Genomic DNA, 20,936 nt, shown 5'->3' on the forward strand with positions numbered 1-20,936 from the left:
AAAAATTATATTGATATTTTTTTATAATGTAGAGTGTCCGCCAAAAATGATTTTTGAGTGTGGATTCTAGTAAATGGTCACATCAAGCTTTAATTGGTGTGTAGTGGATATACTTTCACAAAAATCAACAATATCTTCTTTATTATTTTGTTCTCCTTGAATAAGATTATATAATCTTTTTATATTGTATGCTAGTGCATCTAGGTTGAGTCTTTCTCCGGTTTTTACCATTCCGATTACTATTTCTTGTTCTACATGGTATTGTTCTTTGAATATTCCGAATGGTCCTTCTACACTTGGTCTTTTTTTGAATTCTTCTTTATATTCTTCTTTTTCCATTTTGAAGAACATTGCTCTTTCTAATCTGCCACCGTTTTCTGTGATGGTTTTATGTGTTTGTTTGTCTGTTAAGCAGGATTTTCTGTGAATGCAGTATTTACATGCAGTATAATTGTTGTAGAGTCTTTTTATTTTGTCGGGTTTGTCTGGTTCTTCGTTTGGTTGTGTGTATTCTTTGTAGAAGTACATTGGTTGTCCTGATGGGCACATAAATAAGTCTAGGTCGGATATGTAGTAAAAGTGGTCTTTATGGAATTGGTTTGGATTTAATTTGCCTATTTTTTCTTTGGATTGTTTTCTTGTTGGTATTAATCCATCTATTCCTTTGTTTACAAAGTATGATAGGCTTATTTGATTTAAATATATTGTATCTGCACTCATGTGTTTTGGTACTTTTCCTATGTTGTTTATTGCTTTGTCAGCTACTTCTGGTAGTTGGTAATGGTCTGTAGGGTTTTGTGTGACGTTTAATGCGCAGATTAGTTTGGTGTCGTAATCGACTGCAGATTGGATATTATAAGCAACCAGGAAGTTTCCTTTTTTGCCTTTCATCATGCGTGCTTCAATATCATTCATTGGTATTTTATCCTGTCCTGTGAATTTGAATTGAGTTCTGATGTCATATAATATTTCTAATTTTTCATCATTGGACATTTCCTTGTCATTTAGTATTTTTTGAGCTGGTTTATTGAGTTTTTCAAGCTTTTTAAGGTCAACTTCCAGTCCTTTGTAGAACTGGACCAGCAAATTGGTTTCTTTTTTGCTGATCATATTTTGGTTAGAATTGAATGCTTTTTTGATGGTCCCATCGACTACAACATGATTAAATTCAGTGAATCCTTTTTTTACGGCCATTTTTAATGTCATTTGAAGCAATACTTCATAATAACGTCCAAATTCATCACGATACCTTTGAATTGAACGTTCAGAGGGTTTAATTCTATCACAAACGAATTTATATATGTCATGGTACTTTGTCATTTCTGCAATGACTCTAGCACTTTCAATATGGTCTATTTTTGCATAAACAAGTAATTTTAACATGGAACATGGAGGATATGAAGGCCTACCGCCTTTTTTCTTATTCTCTTTAATTCCCAAAATCGGATAAAATTCTTCAATAAAATCAACCACAAAACGAGAAATATGATTCTCTGGAACATTAAAATCATAAGTCCTAATGCCTAATTCAGCCTGATTCTTAATAACTTTCTTACTAACCATAAATAACCAACACATAATAACTCATATCTAATATAAAATATGTACATCATAGTATATAAATATTACTATTCTAAAAATGACTAAAATCAAATATAAATAAATCATTATAATCCATATTAAAAATTATGAATAATAAATAATTAAAATTAAATTCTAATTAATTTAATGAAAAAAATTAACAAAACAAGAAAATTATAACGCAGTTATAAAAAATTCAAAATAAAAAAAATTAGTTTTGGCGGACACCCTGTAAATTATAAAATAAATATCCTATTTTAAACGGATTGATATAAAAGGGGGTGAAAATGTGAATAAAAACAAAAAGGTCATAGTGTTAATTTCAGTACTTTTCATAGTGTTCATGTCAATTAATTCTGTTGGTGCTGTTGAATTAGGTGACAATTTAACATCTGATGGAAGTGTAAATGTCGATTTTCCACAAAATGAGAGTGTTATTGATGAGAATATGTTTGCTGATAGTGAAGATAATTTAAATACTCATGAATATTTTAATAATTCATCTTCAAATTATAGTATTATAAATAAAAACAACCTTTTAGGGGCATCTTCAATTGATGATATACTTCGAGCTGGAAACACTTGGTATGTTAGTCTTAATGGTCATGATCGTCCTGAACCTCAATTTGGTTCATTTCATCATCCTTTTGTTACATTAGAATATGCATTAACAAGGGCGAGTAATGGAGATACTATTTACATTAGGGGTGGAACGTATAATGATTATAAATGGTTTAGTTTTAATTCTAATATTCATATAGAGATCAATAAAGCTGTAAATATCTTAGCATACAATGGTGAAGAAGTTATAATGGATGGTACAAATAGATATAGTATTTGGTCAGTATCTGCAAATAATGTAAATATATCAGGAATAACATTTAAAAATGGAATATCTGCTTCTGGAGGTAGTGCATTATATTTAAAAAATTCAAATAGCAATATTAATATTCAAAATTGTAGATTTATTAATAATAATGTAGTATATAATCCTTTTTATACTCCTTATTATGGGGGAAGTATTCTTGCTAAAAATAATAGAGGATTATTGATTAATAATTGTGAATTTATTGATAATACTGTTAATACTTACGGTGGAGCTATTGATTTATATAACTGTAGGGATAGTGCAATATCTAATTGTATTTTCACAGGCAATAATGCAAGCCAGTCTGGTGGAGCAATTATATTTCAACAATCTACTAATATTAATATAGATGGATGTAATTTTACAAATAACCATGCTAATAAGAATGGTGGTGCGATTTATAGTAAGAATAGTGATGTTACCATTAACAATTCCAAGTTTAATAATAATAAAGCAACGGATAATGGTGGAGCTGCATATATAAATAGTTCAAATAATTCAATATCCAATTCATTATTCAATTATAATGGTGCAAAATTTGGTTCTGTAATTTATAATGTACAAGGATTAACAATAACCAATTCAAATTTAACAAATAATAAGGCAAATTCAAATAATATTAAGATTAATGTTGGTGTTAATTCTAATGAAGTTACAATTACCACAAATTTCACAGGCAATGATAATTTAATTAATGCTATTTATAATATTGGTAGTGTTGAATTAACTAATGTTAGTTATTATGGTTTCAATAATTATATGAATACTGGTAATAGTCCAGTTACTCCAGTTGTTGGCGCTGTTAATAGTCAAAATGGTGCTCTGGTATATCAAGATAATCATGAAGCTGGTCAATATATTACAATAGAAATATATGATAGTAGTAATAACCTAATAAAAACATACACAAATAAAACTGGTATTATGGGAATATTACATTAGATGTTAATAATCTTGATATAGGTGAGTATAGTGTTATTGCATATCATATAAGTGATGAGTATTACTCTAGTATATATAATAGTACAATATTCACTATCACTAAATTAAAAACTAATACTACTTTAAATGTTAATACAACCAGTATATACATAGGTGATAAAGTTATGATTACACCTGTTGTTAAGGCAGGTAGCATTACAATTACAAGTGGTAATATTGAAATTTATGATGGCGATACATTAATTACTACTATTACAGCTGGTGATAGTTTTATATATGAACCTACTTCAGTAGGTACTTCCACTATAACTGCACACTATTTAGGTGATTCTAATTATGGTTCAAGTGTTAGTGGTGCAGTTGATATAATTGTAAAAAAACTTAATGTAAATGTATCAATTGATGTAGATGAAGTTACCTATCCAAATGCACCTATTACAATAATTACAGCTAATGCAACTGGAACATATGATGTTTATATAAATGGTAAACATTATACTGTAACTCTAAATGAAGGTGAAACAACAAAAAGTGTAACTGGCATTACTTTAAATGTTGGTGAAGGATACATAGCTAATGTAAAATTCAATGAAACAGATAAATACAATGAAGCTAATGCTAGTACAACTTTTAATGTTATAAATGGTACTATTAATGTTAGTGTTGTTGTTAATGATGTGACTTATCCTGATCATGCTGTTGCTGTTGTTTCTGGCAGTGTTGATGGTGAGTATGTGGTGACTGTTAATAATAAGAATTATACTGTTGCTGTGTCTGGTGGTACTGGCAGTGTTGATATTGATGTTTTACCTGTTGGAAGTTATACTGCTGTTGTAACTGCTAATATTCCTAATTACAATTCAGTATCTGAATATGATACATTTAAAGTTGTTAATGGAATTATCAATGTTCATATTGAAGTTAATGATACAGTTTATCCTAATCATCCAATAGCTAATGTTACAGCTACTTTAGATGGCGATTATGTAATTGTTGTTACTTTAATCAATTCCAATTCCTCATCAACTAATAAAACATTTAATATTCATGTTGCTGATGGTAAAGCGATTGTAGATTTAGGTCGTTTAGATGCAGGTAACTATTCTGCTACTGTAACTGGTGATATTGAAGGTTATAGTATAGTGTCTGACACTGATGAATTTGAAGTTAAAAAAGCTAATTCTTGTTTAGATGCTATTAGTTCTCCAAAAAATCCAGTATATAACCAAGATAATATACATATAGATCCTTTGCTTCCTAGTGATGCTACTGGTACTGTAACTTACATTGTTGATGATAATAAACCTATTACTCTTGGTTTAAATGAAACATTTAAATTTACTCCAGATAAAGCAGGAAAACACAAAATAGTAGTTATTTATAATGGAGATAATAATTACTTAACTGATAACATGACTTTATATGTAAATGTTTTAAAAGCGGATACTCTTATGAACATTAATACTGATAAATCCAAACATGTAACAGGCGATAAAATTAAAGTTATAGTTAATCTGCCTAAAGGTGCAACTGGTACTGTAACTTACTATGTAAATGGTAAAAAAATGGCTACACTTCCTGTTGGGGAAATCTTTGAATTTACTCCTATAGGTTCTGGTCAATACACTATCACTGCATTTTATAGTGGAGATGAAAATTATAAATCAAATTATACTACAATGAGCATTTATGTAGGTAAATCACATAATAAGAACAATTCAACAATTCCAGAAAAGATGAATAGTATTGATTTAATTCCAGCTACTGGAAATCCGATATTATTATTAATCTTAATGATCATGATGATTTTAGGTGTATCAATACGTCGGAAAAATTAAACATTTGGGAATTTATATTCCCATTACTTTTTTTATAACAATTTAATGTTTGCCAAAATTTAATTTTCTAATAACCTCTTTATCAAATGCAAAAGCAGCTTCGGAAAATATTATCATAATTTAAAACTAGAATCTGCTTCATGATATGGTGGTTTTGAAGGTTTTTTTAAACTTATTTCATTTAAAATTCTAATTGTATCCGTATTAGGTAGATTGCGGGTAATTTTTTACAAGCAAATACTCTAAACTATGATGTTTTTTCCACACTATCTTTTAAATTTTTAGTCATTTTATCACCATAATAGAAAAGTATTAAAGTTTAGTTATACCTAATTATTTTCATGTCTAAGTTTAATAAAATATCCAAAACTCTTTTTGTACCTATGATGGGAAGAATTTATTCAAGTGAAAATTTCCCTAATATCCTGTATGATGAAACAGCATTAAAACTAAAAGATACATTGCCAGATATCAACAAAGACCAATCAGAATATACTTTTATGGCTAGTGCTGTTAGAAGTATGAATATTGATAGGTATGTAAAAGATTTTTTAAAAAGAAATCCTGATGGGATTATTGTAGAGTTAGGTTGTGGACTTGAAACAACTTATAATAGGTGTTATGATGGAAAAACAAAATGGTATGAATTAGATTTACCTGAAGTAATTGAATATCGAGAAAATTTGCTTCCCCCAGGTGAAAACCAAATTTTGATTAAAGGATCTATTTTAAATGATGATTGGTTAGAATATTTTGACCTAAATAATCCTGTGTTATTTGTTGCAGGTGGAGTATTCCATTATTTTCCACATGATGATGTAATAAAAACATTTAAGATACTGCAAAACTTTAAAAATGCAGAACTAGTTTTTGATACATTAAATAAATTAGGAATTCGGGGAATAAAAAGATATATGAAAAAATTAGGTCATGATGAAGCTACAATGTATTTTTATGTTGATGACGGTGAAAAATTAGCAAATAAAATTGATGCTGCCCTTTTAAAAGAAGAAAGGTATTATAATCATACTTCTAAAAAAGGTATGAAATTTATGACAAAAGTGTCAATGACAGTATCGGACTTATTATATATGGTTAAAATGATTCATATTAAATTATAATGGTGTATATGAGGTTATTCATAAAATTACCCAAAATCTAAAAGATTAATGGCCACTTTAGAGACATGAATATAACACAAAAAGAAAGTGTCTATTCTGTAAGATTAATAATAATTTAAATCATAATAATAAAAATTACAATTCATAAGACATATAATGATGAAAGTAGAAGCAACAGATATTGAATCACTTCCAAAATGAATTATTAAATTCTTTTTGAGCATTTTCAAAAAAGCATCCTAAATCTCGACCATTAACAAAAATATGACTTACAGTAATGGAAACACTCATCTCATAGTTTTTATTTACTTTTCCCCATGTGATTAATGGTTGAATTGCTTTTCCATCAATAATGCAGTTAGTTAACGTGTCAAAATCAACCCATGGAATACATGAAAAGTTAGCAACATTTGTTAAGTCTCGTTTTTCCATTTCTAAGTTAAAGCCTTCATTTTCACCATCTAAAACAGATCTTGAAAGATTTTTAACATAATCATGCCAATCTAAAATATCACTAAATTCCGGGGGTGTTTTAACCCTCATTTCTTTGTAAATTTCATGGTTTTCATCCATAATTGGAGTTAAACCTTCAAGATAATCGTATTCAATTACTTCACCATCAATTATTCTTCTTTTAAGTTGACAAACAGAGTTTACAGCATTCATTAAACAACTTAAACTCATAATAAAAAAAGATTTATCGTTTTCATGACACCACTCCCACAAGTTTTTCACATTCATTCTTGCTGAAACGGAGTATCTTGCAGATTGAAAATTAATAAAAGGATTGTTTTTTAAATCAAATTCTATTTTTTTCATAGTTAAACCTTAATCTTTTTATATCGTTTTAAATAAATATAACTTTGTATAAATCTTATAGGGTTATGTTAAAATGAAAGTAGTAATCGTTGGTGGTGGAGCTGGAGGAATCTCTACAGCTTCAAATATTCGTAAACTTGACAAAGATATTGAAATTGTAGTTCTCACAAGAGATAATAAAGTAGCATATTCCCCATGCGCTATTCCTTATGTATTGTCCGGTACAATAGAATCATTTGATGATATTATTATGAGAACTCCTGAAGACTATAAGAAAAAGGACATTGAAGTTATCATTGAAGTAGAAGTAATCGCAGTTGACTCTGATAAAAAAACAGTTACTTATGAACAAGATGGTAATGAAATTGTCATGGATTATGATAAATTAGTCTTTGCAACTGGTGGCAATCCATTTGTTCCTCCAATGCAGGGTGTGGACTTAGAGGGAGTATTTAGAATCCGTAACATTGATGATGGTATTCGTGTACAAGAAGCAATGAAAGATGCTAAAAGTGCAATTGTCACTGGTGCAGGATTAATTGGTATTGAAATTGCATTTGCTCTTAAAAAACAAGGTTTGGATGTAATTTTAAGTGAAATGTTGCCTCAAATTGTTCCCAGGTCTCTTGATAAGGATATGTCTGATATATTAGTTAATTACTTGGAAATGGAAGGTATTAAAGTAGTATTGGGCAAACCAATTACTAAATTAATTGGTGATGGGAAAGTAGAAAAAGCTTGCTTTGGTGATGAAGATTTATATGATGCTGATATGGTTATCATGGCAACAGGAGTTAGAGCTGAATTAGATCTTGCCCGTATGGCTGGTTGTGAACTTGGTAGATGGGCAATACTTGTAAATGATAGAATGGAAACTTCAGTAGATGATATTTATGCTGTTGGGGATTGTGTTGAATCCAAAGATTTAATTTTAGGTTCCAATACTATTTCTCAATTAGGCACTACTGCTGTTCGTGAATCAAAAACATTGGCTCGTACAATTTGTGGTAAGAAATCTAGATTTAATCCGGTTTTAAATTCAATGGTTTCTAAAGTAGGTAAATTAGAATTTGGTGCTGTTGGTTATACCACTAGTTTCGCTCAACAGAATCGCATTAGACCTGTTGTTCAAAAAGTACAAGCACTTACAAGAGCACGTTATTATCCTAATGCAAAACCAATGGATATTAAAGTTATTTGTGATGGAAATGGAACCATTATCGGCTGTCAAATCATTGCGGAAGAAAGAGTAGCTGAAAGAATTGATACAATGACTTTGGCTATTACAGAAGGACTCACTTGCTTTGATTTAAGTAATATGGAATTTGCTTATGCGCCACCTGTATCCATGGTTACAGATCCGTTAATCCTTGCTGTTGAAGAAGTTAGTAAAAAATTTAGTTAAATAATGGAGAGATGAGAAATATGCCTGAACATGGTCATCACGGTCATGGGGGTCAGATGACTCCCGAACAACAAATGCAAATGATGCAACAAGAAATCAGATTAGCTAAGAATTTAAGTCAAATTAAATATAAAATCGTTGTAATGAGTGGAAAAGGTGGAGTTGGAAAATCTACTGTTGCAGCCAATATTGCTGAAACATTACAAGCTATGGGATATAAAACTGGCATTTTAGATGCTGATATTCATGGTCCAAACATTCCTAAAATGCTTGGAATTGAAATGCTTGAAGAACAATTCAACCAATATCAATTTGATGCTTTCAAAGCTATTGTTGAAGAGGGTATTATTGAGAAAGGTTTATCTCAAGAAGAACAGAAAAAATACATTGAAGAAAAACAGGAAGAATATAAAAGTTCAATGTTTCCGGTAGTTACTGAAAGTGGTCTTAAAGTAATGTCAATGGCTTTTTTAATTGACAGTTTAGATAGGCCAATTATTTGGAGGGGGCCTCAAAAAACCGGTGCAATTAAACAATTGATTTCTGATGCACACTGGGGCAAGCTTGACTTTTTGGTTATTGATAATCCTCCTGGAACTGGTGATGAACCATTGACTGTTCTTCAAACTATTCCGGATACTGATTTAGTTTTAATGGTTACTACACCAAATGTTGTTTCACAAGAGGATGTGCTTAAGTGTGTTAAAATGGTTGAAATGATGAATATAGATAAAATTGCTTTAATTGAAAACATGGCATACTATATTTGTCCGCATTGTGGTGAAAAATTAAACATCTTTGGTGAAGGTAATGGTAAAAAATTCGCTGAGGAAATGAGTATAACTTATCTTGGCGATTTGCCGATTGAAGAAAACGTTTCTGACTCACCAAATAAAAATGGAACTATTTCTGTACTTGATTCTAATGATGAGGTATCTAAAAGGTTTAGAGAAATAGTTGATGATATAAAAGAAGAGTTTTTAGAGTAAACTGGTGTTAATAATATAGCTTGCACTACTAATATTTACAAGATATCCTAAGAATTTAGGATCTTCTTTTAATTTTTTAAAATAATCTAATTTTTCAAGGAGGTATTCCTTATTTTCATCCATAACATTTAAAGAGAAATATTGCATACCTAATGTGTATTCTCTAAGGTCTGTAAAAACAGGAACTACATATTCAGCATCATTACCATAAGGAATTTTAACAGCCTCATTATTTTCAATTGAGATTATAAAAACATTACTTTTAATATATTCTTTGATTTCTTCTTCTAATTTTAAAATAGCTTTTTTGTTGTCGTTTTCTCCTTGCATGTATACTAGGTTGATATAATTTTTAAGCTCCGGATGTTTGATTTCTTCAATTTTCATTGTATTATAGTTTATTGTTTTTAGTATATAATCATTCGATTTAGATAAAACTAAACTTTTATTAGATATCATATTCATAGATGATAATGTAGTGCTTGAGGTGAAAAAATTTTAACTAATGGAAATAAATTTATTTTATTCCTATTATTCTTATATATTGTCGGAAGGTAATTTAAAAAACCTTGCTTGTTTTTATTCAGATATTGGATGGAGGTATGATGTAAATAATGGGGGGGTGTATCTATTTTCCCTAGGTTATCTAACAAGCTGCTGGGCAGGTTCTTGAATCATATGTTCCGGCTGATGATTATGATATCATTGCTCCAATAATAAATAGTGCAGTTCACATACAAAACATATTGTTCTTGCAGCATACTTCTTTCACTGATAATTCAGCTATTAAAAGAGTCATAATGGATTATGCTTCAGGTGAAGTATTTAAAATTAGGGTTTATGGTGATAATTCACTGGTGGTTGGTGCTGGTGAGATTGTTAAATTTAAAGTAAACGGCAAAATTTACAAAGTCAAAACTGATAAAAATGGTTATACAACTTTAACAATTAAAAATAAAGAGTTAACTGTAAAAACTCATACTGTTACATCACAATATGGTGTTACAGTTAAAAATAACCTTTTTGTAAAACAAATTTTAAAAGCCGAAAATGTTGAATTCAAAAAATCCAAAAAAGCTAAAATATACAAAGTTACTTTAAAAACTTCTTCAGGAAAAGTTATTGGCGGTAAAATGTTTACTATAAATGTTAAAGGTAAAACTTCAAATGCTAAAACCAATAAAAAGGAGTTGCAACTTTTAAAGTTAAACATTTGACAAAAATTGGTAAGTATAATGTAAAAATAACATATCTTGAAGAATCTATTAGGAAAACTATTAAAATTAAAAAATAGAAATGTTAAATTTCTATTTATTTTTCTTTTTTGGTATAAATTTCAAAGAAGAGGAGTTTATACAATATCTTGGAGTTCCTCCTGGACCATCATTAAAAACATGACCTAAATGCGCATTTGATTTTGAACTTCTAACTTCAACACGTGTTGTGCCATGTGAAAAGTCTCTGTGTTTTGTAATTGCATCCTCTTTAACCGGTTTTGAAAATGCTGGCCAACCGCATCCTGAATCAAACTTATCATCTGAAGAAAATAAAATTTCACCATTTATGACATCGACATACACACCATCTTCAAAAAAATTATCATACTTTCCACTAAATGGAGGTTCTGTCATAGCAAGCTGTGTTATTTCATACTCTTCACGAGTCAGGTGGTCGAATTCTTTATCATCAATTAAATTTAAATCAACATGACAGTAGCCGTGAGGATTCTTTTCTAGGTATTTTTGATGATATGCTTCAGCTGGATAAAAACAACTAATTGGGTAAGCCTCTACCACAATTTTTTCAGATGCTTCTTTCTGTTTTGATTTTAAAAAGTTAATTACAATATCCTTCTGTGATTCTTCCTGCCAATAAATGCCTGTACGATATTGTGTTCCAATATCCGAACCTTGACGATTTTTTACATAGGGATCAATGATTTTAAAAAAATTCTCCAAAATTTCAACAAGGGATATAATTTTAGGATTATATGTTACTTTAACGGTTTCTACATGGCCAGTTTTACCAGTGCATACCTTTTCATAAGTTGGAGCTAAATCAATTCCGTTAGCATATCCAACTTCGGTATTGTTAACGCCTTGGAGTCTTGAAATAAATGCTTCAACACCCCAAAAGCATCCTCCAGCAAGATAAATCACATATTGTTTTTCGAACATGATTAAGTATTTATCATTAAACATAAAATATTTTTATTATATTAATCAAAGATTATTAGTAATTAGGAGGAAAACTCATGTTTTATAGTACAATTATGAAAATTGATTCAATTGACAGATTAAGAGATATTAGGGATGCATTACTTGTAGAACAAGGTATTAATCCTACTCGTCAAGGTGAACAAGCTATTAAAGTTGTAGTTGAAAGAATTGATGAAATTCAATCTACTTTAGATAAATCCGCTACTAAAAATATAAATAGAACTTATAAGTGATTTTAATGCTAAGAAGAGTTACTAGTAATAGAAGGCTAGTTAGAAAAAGAATGTTTAAATCACCACATGTTAGGCATAGAACTTCTCAATTCAAAAGAGAAAATAAAAACATGGCTAAACCATTTCAAAAAAAATTCAAAGAAATGAATGGTCCAAATATAAAACGTAAAAAAAGACCTAAAAGAGAAGTTATTACCGGCTTTAAAATGTCTTATAGGTATAAATATTATCAAAGTCAAATTCCAGATGAAGTTGATGAAACAGAGGAGTCAGAATAACTCTTCTTTAATAAACTTTTTTTTACAATCAGGTGTTCGCCAATAGTTATTCTGAATTGAGTTTTAAAAGAATATGAACGGTTTTTAATTAAATTTAATAAGAGCATTACAAAATTAAAATTTGCCATACTTATTAATCAGATTTAAATATTGAAATGTATTAGATTAATTTCTGCTGATTTGATAATGTTAAAAACAGCATTTACTCTAAAAAGGAATAAAGATATTACTCATTCAGGAGTAAATCTTCTTTCGGTATTATTTTATTTTGGTTGTGAATATCTAAAATCAAACCACTGAATGCATCATCGTTTTTTGCAAGTTCCCTAAATAATTCATCAGGTACTTTAGTAGGTTTATAATCGACTAATTCTAAATATTCAAATCCTTTGTTGTATTCTTTCCTGTTGGAAAAAACAATAATTTTAAAATCATCTAAAGATCCGCTTACAAGGAAATCTTTTTCATGGCTCTCTCCAATTGTTGGGCAGATATACATTAGAAATCGCCATTTCTGTTCATATTAAAGTTTTGTGAATGGGGATTAATAACAAAACCTTGGAAATATTCATCTTCACTAGCTAAATCAGCAATGTCTTTTGGAGTTATTACTTTTAGGTCAAGTTTGTCTAAAAACAATTTAGATATTTTAGCACTACCTGCTGCATATTCTCTCATGTCGGTAAATAGGGGAATGACATATTCTTTGCTAATTTCTGTAATTGTTAATTTAACAGGTTTTAACGCCTCATCGACAAGCGTAAAGTAAATTTCAGTTGGATAAGTATCACGAATATTATTTTTAACAGCTTCAAGCTCAATGGCATTTTCACTTTTAAGTTTTTTAGCCATATCTGCATATATTTGAATATATTCTTTTAGTTGGCTTTTAGAAGCTTTAAGGTTATTTTTCTTGTAATCTTCGTAATCTTTAGGGTTCATATTTATTCACAGCAATCGTGTACACTTTCACCAAAAATGACAAAATCACATTGTGGAGCGTTAATGGCGAGACCTAAGAATTCATCGTCATCAGCATATGCTTGAACAATTGCATTTCCAACTACTTTGTCAAATGCAAAATTAACTTCGCCAGATTCTTCAATAAAAGTTTCAATAGCTTTTTCGGCTTCTTGTTCGGAAGTGTAAACCGGAATAAAGAATTCTTCACATTCATCTTCTTCATTAGATATAATTAAAGCAACAACTTCATCATTTTCAGTATCTGCATTGTATACAATAACGAATTCTTCGCTATAAACCAAATGATCAATTTCATGTCCTTTGCCATCTAATTTTTCAGCAATTTTATTATATTCTTCGCTTTCATCATCTTCGATTTCGTCTAATTTTTCTTCAAGTTCGATGTATTCATCTATTAATTCTTTAAGTTCACTCATGATTTCACCTAAGTACTTTATAATCATTAAAAAATAGTTTTTTTCATTTTTAAAACAAATGAACATTCTCTTCCTAAACACCACTAAAGGAATACAAACGAATGCTCATTTCAACCATCACCATTGTTCATATTATAAAAAAATAGTATATAACAATATGAACAATACTATTTTAATTTTCAACATATATAAAGTTTTAGTTTTTTAAAAAGGTACTTTCAATAGCTTTTATAAGATTATAAATAATTTCATGAGTAATTACATTAACATTATATGTCTTCCCCAGTTCGATTACTTTGCCGTTTAGAGAATCTATTTCGGTTTTATTTTTCAAATGGATATCCTGGTGTGTTGATGAGTAATGGTTATAGGTATCAGGGATTAGTTTTTTATAAAATATTTCTTTATAGTCCTCTGAATCATCCCACAAAGTTCCATATGGGCTTGATTTTATTACATTAAATATTTCATCAATGAGGTTGTTCATTATTTCCAAACTATATGGGTTTTCGCTGAGCTGTCCGTAAGTCACATCCAATATGGCGCCTAAAGGATTCAATGTGCAGTTATATATCATTTTAGCCCATAAATATTTGTCCAGTTCATCTGTAAGTTCACATTCTATTCCAGATTTTGTAATTAAATCAGCAATTTCATCTAGACATTCCGGATTTTCATTTTTAATGGAACCTAGAAGGATTGGCTCGGTATAGACTGTTACTTCACTAACATGTCTTTGGGGTCTTGTAAAACCAGTTACTACACGTGCTGAGAAAACTTGCTTTTTAGTAAAATACTTTAAATAAACTTCATCGTTTCCAAATCCATTTTGGAAAATGATGATTTTAGTGCTGTCTTTTAAGATATCTTTATGGTTATTTAGATTTAATGCAATATCTTCATTAGCTGTGGTTTTTGAGCATATGAAGATATAGTCAAAATTATTTTTTGGAATTTCATTGTAGTTTTCATAAACTGGTACATTTTTAATTTCAATGTGGGCAAATAATCCCGTTCTTTTAATTCCATTTTCTTTTATTGCATTTGCAGTTTCTCCTCTTGCATAAATTGCGATATCAGCTCCTTGTGATCCAACAGATGTTGCAAGTCCAATTCCAACTCCGCCTGCACCTATAACTAAATGTTCATAGTTAAAATATGTTTTTTATTTTATTAAGGGTGTCCGCCAAAAATCTAAAATTAATTTTTGAAACTGATTAAAACTACTTTAATTCAAAAACAAAGAAAAATTTGCATCAAAAAAATTACTTTTGGCGAACACCCCTAAATATTTTATCAAATTTAAACAAAATGGATAATTTAGGCATTACGGATTTATATTTCAGATTTGTGGGGTTTATTTATATGTTGCCTGAATTTGTTAATTGCATAATCGAAACTCATGTTGACATGACATTTTTGCCATATGGGTTGGAGGTTTGCAGTCTAACAGATCCAGGTCTTCTACTTCATATAAATTATTTTCAATATTTAATTTAGTAATAACTAAACTGTTGACTTTTTTTTAGTTAATACAAAAATATAAATCGATTATTTTATATATAATTAAATAATATATAGTTTTAACCACAAACATTTGATTCACTGAAGGTTTTTAATATGAACAAAATTGATTATATTATAAAAGAGGATAATACTCAAAATGTATTTTTGAGCGAAAATGCCTTGGATATTTGTGGAATTTTACAAAAGTATTACAAATATCTCTTAGACTCTATGGAACACGAGGATTTAATTTTAAAATATAGGGAGTGCAATCTTTTTAAAGAATTAGTTTATGACAATAAAGTTGTCGGATTCTGTTCTTATGACTTTTCAAGAGAATTTATAACGGCAGCATTGAATAATGTATATGTCCTGCCAGAATTTAGAGGCAATCATATCTTTTTAAATGAGCTTGAAAACACCATGGTGGAACATAACAAACCCAGTATTATGGAACCAACTCGATTGGTTGTTGAATTGTTAATCAAGTATGGATTTGCAAGTAAAATTAATGAAAATATTGTTGCAAGCGCTATTGAATTTGTTATTCCAGGAGATCATGTATATTCAAATTTTGATTATGATAATGATGAGTTATCAACTCATTTCTATGATTTAAGTATATGTGGAAGTATTCATATTTTAGACATTGATAAATCCCATATTGCTTACAGCGCCCCTTTAAACTATGATATTGTTAATTATGATTGTCTTGATAATAGGAACAATATTGATGATGATTATTTTCGTGAAATCACTCAATTATTTAAAAATCAAGATGTTGAACTGATGAATATTATCTTGGATTTGGAGGATAACCTTCCAATTGTTAAATTGTCTTTGGAAGATGTGATTGGCGGTGAAGGTGGATTTTCTTTTTATATTGAATCTTTAATCGATGATGCTCATGTAACTCGCAGTAAGGCATTCGAAATTAAAAATCAGATAAAAGAGGAGTATGAAAGTGGAATGATATTAAATGATTCATTGCTGATCAGATTGGCTTATTTATTTAATGAAAACCATGAACCTACAATAACTTCCCATGAGGATATTTGTTCATATTGTAGCATGCCGATTGACAGCCATGATAAATTCTGTCACTTTTGCGGTATTAATTTGGACTATGATCCTGATGAAATGCAGAAAAATTTATTTAAGTCAATCAACACTCAAAAAAATGATTTTAGAGAGGATATCCGATTCATTGCATATAAATTTTTAAGGTCAGTTGATGAGGGGATTGATTTAAAGTATTCTATTTTTACAATCGAAACTACATATAACATTAATTATAATACTTTAAAGCACTTTTTAAATTCAAATAATTATTTTAATCAGGATTCAATAACCAATAAAGGTTATGAGTTTTTAAATTCACATCCGCTTCATTTTTGGGAGAAATATCATATGGATATTATTAATTACACTGATTTTGAGAGTTATTTCTACGAACATTCTCATTTAAATATCCTAAAGATATATGTTTAAATTTTTTAAAGCAATATGGTGATGAAGACTATATTTTAGAGATAATTGATGAAATTAAACATGAATAATAAATAAACCATGATCATTATTATAAAATTATACTTTTAACAGCACTTTTAGTTAAAAAACTACTTTTTTATAGATTTTTATCATTATCAGGTATATAATATTTTTATACTATTAAAAACAATATTAGTCTGTACATAATTATGTTAATTTAAATTAATTATTTTAATAAATGTATAGGAAAATGGTGTGATAATAAATGAATAATAATATGAGATTAGGTTTAATTGCAGCTGTTTCAATTATTGCCCTCTTTGTATTGTCATTATTAATTTCTCAAACCCCTGCTGGTGCAGATAATTCTGTTAGATTAGGCATATTAACGTTATTGCCTCCTCTTGTTGCTATTATTTTGGCATTCATAACAAAAGAAACAGTTTTATCTCTTTTCATTGGTGTTTTCATTGGAGAATTTATGTTATGTAGTAATGATTTGAACATTATTTCGACAATAATTAATGCATTTTTAAAATTAGGTTCTCAAGTTATTTCTTGTATGGCTGATCCTTGGAATGCAGGTATTATTCTTCAATGTTTACTTATTGGAGGAGTTATTCAATTGATTACAAAGATGGGTGGAGCAAAAGCTCTTGCAGATGCCTTTGCTAAAAGAGCTAACACTCCAAGAAAAGCTCAATTATTTACTTGGATTTTAGGATTATGTGTGTTCTTTGATGATTATGCAAATTCTTTAATTGTCGGACCTATTATGAGACCTGTAATGGATAAACTTAAAGTATCTAGAGAAAAATTAGCATTTGTTGTAGATGCAACTGCTGCTCCTGTAGCTGGTATTGCAATCATTTCTACTTGGATCGGTTTAGAGATTAGTTTAATTGCAGCTGGTTTTAAATCTGTTGGAGCAACTAACGTAACTGGGTTTGGAATATTCTTACAAACAATTCCATATAGATTCTATAATATTTTTATTTTACTTTTCATTGTAATATCTGCATTAACATTATATGAATTCGGCCCAATGAAAAAAGCAGAACAAAAAGCTCGTTCCAGAAAAGATGATGAAGAAATAATTGTTCCGGAGGCACCTGGTTTTGATCAAGTTAAACCTGTTGAGGGAATTAAATTATCAATATGGAATGCGATTATTCCTATTGGAACATTAATTATTGGAGCATTAATCGCATTTTACTGGAGTGGATACACTTCTATTTTAGCTGGTAAAGATCAAGCACTTATTAATTTAATGCATAACTCTCCATTATCATTTAATGGTATTTTTGAGGCATTATCTGCTTCTGATGCTTCTGTAGCTTTATTCCAAGCAGCACTTTTAGCATCTATCGTTGCGATTGTAATGGCTGTTGGTGAACAAATATTAACAATTGAAGATGCAATTTCTGAATGGATTGGAGGTATGAAAACCATCGTTATCACAGGTGTAATCTTACTTCTTGCTTGGTCTTTAGGGGGAGTAATTGGTGAAGTTGGAACTGCTGATTATTTAGTTGGTGTTCTAAGTGATACGATTCCTACATTTATCGTACCTGCATTAATTTTCGTTTTAGGTGCTTTAATTTCATTTGCAACAGGTACTGCTTATGGTACTATGAGTATTTTAATGCCATTAGCTATTCCATTAGGATGGGCTGTAAGTACTGGTGACATGAGCTTTACAATTGTTTGTACAAGTGGAGTATTAACAGGTGCTATTTTCGGAGATCACTGCTCTCCAATTTCAGATACAACAATCCTATCTTCTATGGGTACTAGTTGTAACCATATTGACCATGTTCAAACACAAATTTACTATGCGATATTTGTAGCTATTTTATCTTTATTTATTGGTTACATTCCAGCAGGATTAGGTGTACCTTGGTACATTTGTATTCCATTAGGTGTTATAGTAATGTTTGTTGGTCTTAGATTCCTTGGGGAAAAAGTAGATTTTGATGAAGTTGAGGAAGCCTCCCAATAGCTTCATTATTTTTTTTAATTTTTAGGTGTAACAAAATATTTATATTCTTATTGATAATATTATTATCATGATTGATAATAATAAGCATATGTCTGTTTTTGGTATTGGACCACTTATGGTTACTCCAGTCATGGTTACAGTTATTTTAATATTTGTTCTTAATTTTTATAATTTCATTCCCAAATATGAAATAATCTCTTTAAATTGGTTATTGATGATTTTAGGGTTTTTAATTATTATCAATGGTGCTGTATATTGGATTAGTGCAGTTACATCAAGCATTTATCATAAAATAAAATCCACTATATTGGTAACTACTGGTGTTTATGGAATTGTTAGACATCCTATTTATGCTGCTTTTTTATATTTTGCAACAGGATTAATTTTAATTTCAAATAATATTTACCTATTTGTCTTACCTATAGTATACTGGGTATTTTTTTCAGTTGTATTGAAGAATACTGAAGAAAAAATGTTGATTTCCGTATATGGTCAGGATTACCTCGATTATTCAAAAAATGTTAATAGATTCATTCCGAAAATGGTGAAATGATGGGCATTTTTGAAAATATGAGAAAACCAAAAGGAAAACTTGGTAATTTTCAGTTAAGATCCATGAATAAAGAACACACTCCTGTTGCTTTATGGGGTTTAAAACACCTAGATATTCAACCAGAAGATCTAATCTTAGATATTGGATGTGGTGGTGGAATAAATATAAATCGTATGGCTAAAAATGCTAAAAAGGTTTATGGTGTTGATTACAGTATTGAAAGTGTAAAATTGTCACGTGAAGTTAATGATGACTATATCAAACAGGGTAAAGTTGAAGTTCTTGAAGGCAATGTTGCATGTTTGCCTTTTGAGGATAATACATTTGATATTATAACCGCATTCGAAACTGTTTATTTTTGGCCGGAAATTGAAAAATCATTTAATGAGGTAAAAAGAATCCTCAAACCGGGAGGAATATTTCTAATAGTGCTTGAATCTAATGGATCAGATAATCTAATCATGAAGATATTTGAAAAATTAATTAATATGACTGCCTATAATGACAGGCAATTAAATAAATATCTACATAATAATGACTATAGTGAAATTACAGTATATTTAAGGGATGCAAAAAATAAACAAGAGATTGTAAAATCTAATGGTGAAACTAAACGGATTGCTGATGATTATGGCCATTTTTCATTTTCAGACAGATTTGTCGAATGGATGAGTGTGGTTGCAAGAAAGTGAAATATTGAATTAAATCTATTCAGATAACCATCGAAAGATGTCTTCTGCATGCATATTGCACAGGTAAGATATTATATTGCATTTAAAGTTATAACTGTTAATATTTCTCGCAGATATGTTTATAAGTACAATATTTGCATAAAAATTGTTGTTTAGGATAAAAATTACCTTTATTCACTTCACATCTTACATGATAAAAGGTATCAATGGCTTCAGCGATTTCACGTGAATGTAAAAATTTACGTTTATTTTCTTCATCACAAACATCAAGCAGTCTTAAACGACCGTTTTTAGTAAAAAACACTCCTACAGTAGCAACATTTTTTTCATAAACATTTTCTACAAGTAATTTGTAATAACATAATTCACGCCTATATTTAGAAAAAGAATTAGAATTACTAGTTTTATAATCAATCACTACTAAATCTCCATTTTCATCTTCAAGAATTATGTCACATATTCCTGAAAAACGATGAGTTTCATCAATCAAATAGTCTTCTTGGCTGTAAAGTTTATAATTGCCATCAACAAATACTTCTTTAAAAAATGAGCCCAAATTTTCGATATGATTATCTAAATCATAATTTAAATTTATTTCATGAGCTATTTTATATAATTCATTTTCAATATTAACATTATCGAGATTATCTCCAAATCTATCAGCAAAAGCTTCAGCGATTAGGTGAACATCTGTTCCCAATGCCATGTATTTATTAGGTTCAACCTCTATTCCATCAATGTATTGGAATTTAAACTCAAGAGGGCATTTTAAATAAGTATTAATCTTTGATTTTGATAATTTCATAGTAATTTTTTCCTTAATCTTTTAGAATAGCTATCAAGACACGATTCGAACTTCTGATTATTGCACAGTTAAACTATGTTTTAAAATAAGAATCATTTCTCCATGTCTTTACTTTAAGATAATCTCTTTTTATTCATTTAGAGCATTTAAGTTATATCAGTTGAGCTATCTAAACAATGATTCATATCTTCAAA

At 29.3% G+C, this 20,936-nt stretch carries 21 protein-coding genes; 12 read left to right on the plus strand and 9 right to left on the minus strand.

The features are described 5' to 3' along the window. Positions 1–66 precede the first annotated feature (66 nt). Positions 67–1,563, minus strand: a complete 1,497-nt coding sequence (locus Q9969_RS02135) for a transposase (protein ID WP_305515381.1) — start codon at positions 1,561–1,563, stop codon at positions 67–69. Positions 1,564–1,870: 307 nt separating this feature from the next. On the opposite strand from Q9969_RS02135, the gene Q9969_RS02140 reads away from it, so the two are divergent. The 3 genes from Q9969_RS02140 to Q9969_RS02150 all read left to right on the plus strand — a co-directional run bounded on the left by Q9969_RS02140 (position 1,871) and on the right by Q9969_RS02150 (position 6,350). Next, positions 1,871–3,391: a right-handed parallel beta-helix repeat-containing protein gene (locus tag Q9969_RS02140; protein ID WP_305553935.1), complete on the plus strand. Its 1,521-nt coding sequence runs from the start codon at positions 1,871–1,873 to the stop codon at positions 3,389–3,391. A gap of 149 nt (positions 3,392–3,540) precedes the next feature. Further along, positions 3,541–5,229 carry an Ig-like domain repeat protein gene (locus tag Q9969_RS02145; RefSeq protein ID WP_305554138.1) on the plus strand — a complete coding sequence of 563 codons (1,689 nt, stop codon included), beginning with the start codon at positions 3,541–3,543 and terminating at the stop codon, positions 5,227–5,229. A 341-nt stretch (positions 5,230–5,570) separates the two neighbouring features. Then, on the plus strand, positions 5,571–6,350 hold the full coding sequence (locus Q9969_RS02150; protein WP_305553938.1) for a class I SAM-dependent methyltransferase: 780 nt from the start codon (positions 5,571–5,573) through the stop codon (positions 6,348–6,350). A 186-nt stretch (positions 6,351–6,536) separates the two neighbouring features. Here Q9969_RS02150 and Q9969_RS02155 read toward each other — a convergent pair whose 3' ends face one another. After that, entirely contained in the window at positions 6,537–7,169 is a 633-nt protein-coding gene (locus Q9969_RS02155; protein ID WP_305553941.1) for a CatA-like O-acetyltransferase, read from the minus strand. Positions 7,170–7,242: 73 nt separating this feature from the next. Between Q9969_RS02155 and Q9969_RS02160 the strand changes: the two genes are divergently transcribed. Both Q9969_RS02160 and Q9969_RS02165 read left to right on the plus strand, forming a co-directional pair. After that, complete coding sequence (locus Q9969_RS02160) at positions 7,243–8,574, plus strand: FAD-dependent oxidoreductase (protein WP_305513406.1); 1,332 nt, start codon at positions 7,243–7,245, stop codon at positions 8,572–8,574. Between the two features lie 20 nt (positions 8,575–8,594). Continuing rightward, a complete protein-coding gene (locus Q9969_RS02165; protein ID WP_305513700.1) occupies positions 8,595–9,563 on the plus strand; it encodes an Mrp/NBP35 family ATP-binding protein in 969 nt (322 codons plus the stop codon). Here Q9969_RS02165 and Q9969_RS02170 read toward each other — a convergent pair. After that, positions 9,555–9,950, minus strand: coding sequence for a hypothetical protein (locus Q9969_RS02170; RefSeq protein WP_305513404.1), 396 nt, complete (start codon positions 9,948–9,950; stop codon positions 9,555–9,557). The genes Q9969_RS02165 and Q9969_RS02170 overlap by 9 nt on opposite strands. Positions 9,951–10,363: 413 nt before the next feature. Between Q9969_RS02170 and Q9969_RS02175 the strand changes: the two genes are divergently transcribed. Continuing rightward, positions 10,364–10,780 carry a hypothetical protein gene (locus Q9969_RS02175; RefSeq protein ID WP_305553945.1) on the plus strand — a complete coding sequence of 139 codons (417 nt, stop codon included), beginning with the start codon at positions 10,364–10,366 and terminating at the stop codon, positions 10,778–10,780. Between the two features lie 90 nt (positions 10,781–10,870). Here Q9969_RS02175 and msrA read toward each other — a convergent pair whose 3' ends face one another. Beyond that, a complete protein-coding gene (gene msrA, locus Q9969_RS02180) occupies positions 10,871–11,740 on the minus strand; it encodes a peptide-methionine (S)-S-oxide reductase MsrA (protein ID WP_305553948.1) in 870 nt (289 codons plus the stop codon). 77 nt (positions 11,741–11,817) lie between these two features. Here msrA and Q9969_RS02185 point away from each other — a divergent pair, with 77 nt between their 5' ends. Beyond that, a complete protein-coding gene (locus Q9969_RS02185; protein WP_305515235.1) occupies positions 11,818–12,015 on the plus strand; it encodes a hypothetical protein in 198 nt (65 codons plus the stop codon). 5 nt (positions 12,016–12,020) lie between these two features. Further along, entirely contained in the window at positions 12,021–12,293 is a 273-nt protein-coding gene (locus Q9969_RS02190) for a hypothetical protein (RefSeq protein WP_305553952.1), read from the plus strand. 226 nt (positions 12,294–12,519) lie between these two features. Here Q9969_RS02190 and Q9969_RS02195 read toward each other — a convergent pair whose 3' ends face one another. From Q9969_RS02195 to Q9969_RS02210, 4 genes are all read right to left on the minus strand, one after another. After that, positions 12,520–12,792 (minus strand): hypothetical protein, encoded by a 273-nt coding sequence (locus tag Q9969_RS02195; protein WP_305515231.1) that lies wholly within the window; start codon positions 12,790–12,792, stop codon positions 12,520–12,522. Beyond that, entirely contained in the window at positions 12,792–13,235 is a 444-nt protein-coding gene (locus Q9969_RS02200) for a hypothetical protein (RefSeq protein ID WP_305515229.1), read from the minus strand. Before Q9969_RS02200 ends, Q9969_RS02195 begins: the two co-directional genes overlap by 1 nt. Positions 13,236–13,237: 2 nt before the next feature. Next, positions 13,238–13,693 carry a hypothetical protein gene (locus Q9969_RS02205; protein WP_305515227.1) on the minus strand — a complete coding sequence of 152 codons (456 nt, stop codon included), beginning with the start codon at positions 13,691–13,693 and terminating at the stop codon, positions 13,238–13,240. A 196-nt stretch (positions 13,694–13,889) separates the two neighbouring features. Then, positions 13,890–14,828: a 2-dehydropantoate 2-reductase gene (locus Q9969_RS02210; RefSeq protein ID WP_305515697.1), complete on the minus strand. Its 939-nt coding sequence runs from the start codon at positions 14,826–14,828 to the stop codon at positions 13,890–13,892. 485 nt (positions 14,829–15,313) lie between these two features. Between Q9969_RS02210 and Q9969_RS02215 the strand changes: the two genes are divergently transcribed. The 4 genes from Q9969_RS02215 (at position 15,314) to Q9969_RS02230 (ending at position 19,937) form a co-directional block, all read left to right on the plus strand. Continuing rightward, positions 15,314–16,690, plus strand: coding sequence for a GNAT family N-acetyltransferase (locus Q9969_RS02215; RefSeq protein ID WP_305553955.1), 1,377 nt, complete (start codon positions 15,314–15,316; stop codon positions 16,688–16,690). A gap of 265 nt (positions 16,691–16,955) precedes the next feature. After that, positions 16,956–18,692: a Na+/H+ antiporter NhaC family protein gene (locus Q9969_RS02220; protein WP_305513185.1), complete on the plus strand. Its 1,737-nt coding sequence runs from the start codon at positions 16,956–16,958 to the stop codon at positions 18,690–18,692. Between the two features lie 67 nt (positions 18,693–18,759). Further along, positions 18,760–19,245 carry an isoprenylcysteine carboxylmethyltransferase family protein gene (locus Q9969_RS02225; RefSeq protein WP_305513183.1) on the plus strand — a complete coding sequence of 162 codons (486 nt, stop codon included), beginning with the start codon at positions 18,760–18,762 and terminating at the stop codon, positions 19,243–19,245. Continuing rightward, positions 19,245–19,937 carry a class I SAM-dependent methyltransferase gene (locus Q9969_RS02230; RefSeq protein ID WP_305553958.1) on the plus strand — a complete coding sequence of 231 codons (693 nt, stop codon included), beginning with the start codon at positions 19,245–19,247 and terminating at the stop codon, positions 19,935–19,937. Before Q9969_RS02225 ends, Q9969_RS02230 begins: the two co-directional genes overlap by 1 nt. Positions 19,938–20,034: 97 nt before the next feature. On the opposite strand, the gene Q9969_RS02235 is transcribed toward Q9969_RS02230, so the two are convergent. Further along, positions 20,035–20,742 carry a PD-(D/E)XK nuclease family protein gene (locus tag Q9969_RS02235; RefSeq protein WP_305553961.1) on the minus strand — a complete coding sequence of 236 codons (708 nt, stop codon included), beginning with the start codon at positions 20,740–20,742 and terminating at the stop codon, positions 20,035–20,037. Positions 20,743–20,936 lie beyond the last annotated feature (194 nt).

Source organism: Methanobrevibacter sp. V74 (assembly GCF_963082495.1).
In the GTDB taxonomy this organism is placed as follows: domain Archaea; phylum Methanobacteriota; class Methanobacteria; order Methanobacteriales; family Methanobacteriaceae; genus Methanocatella.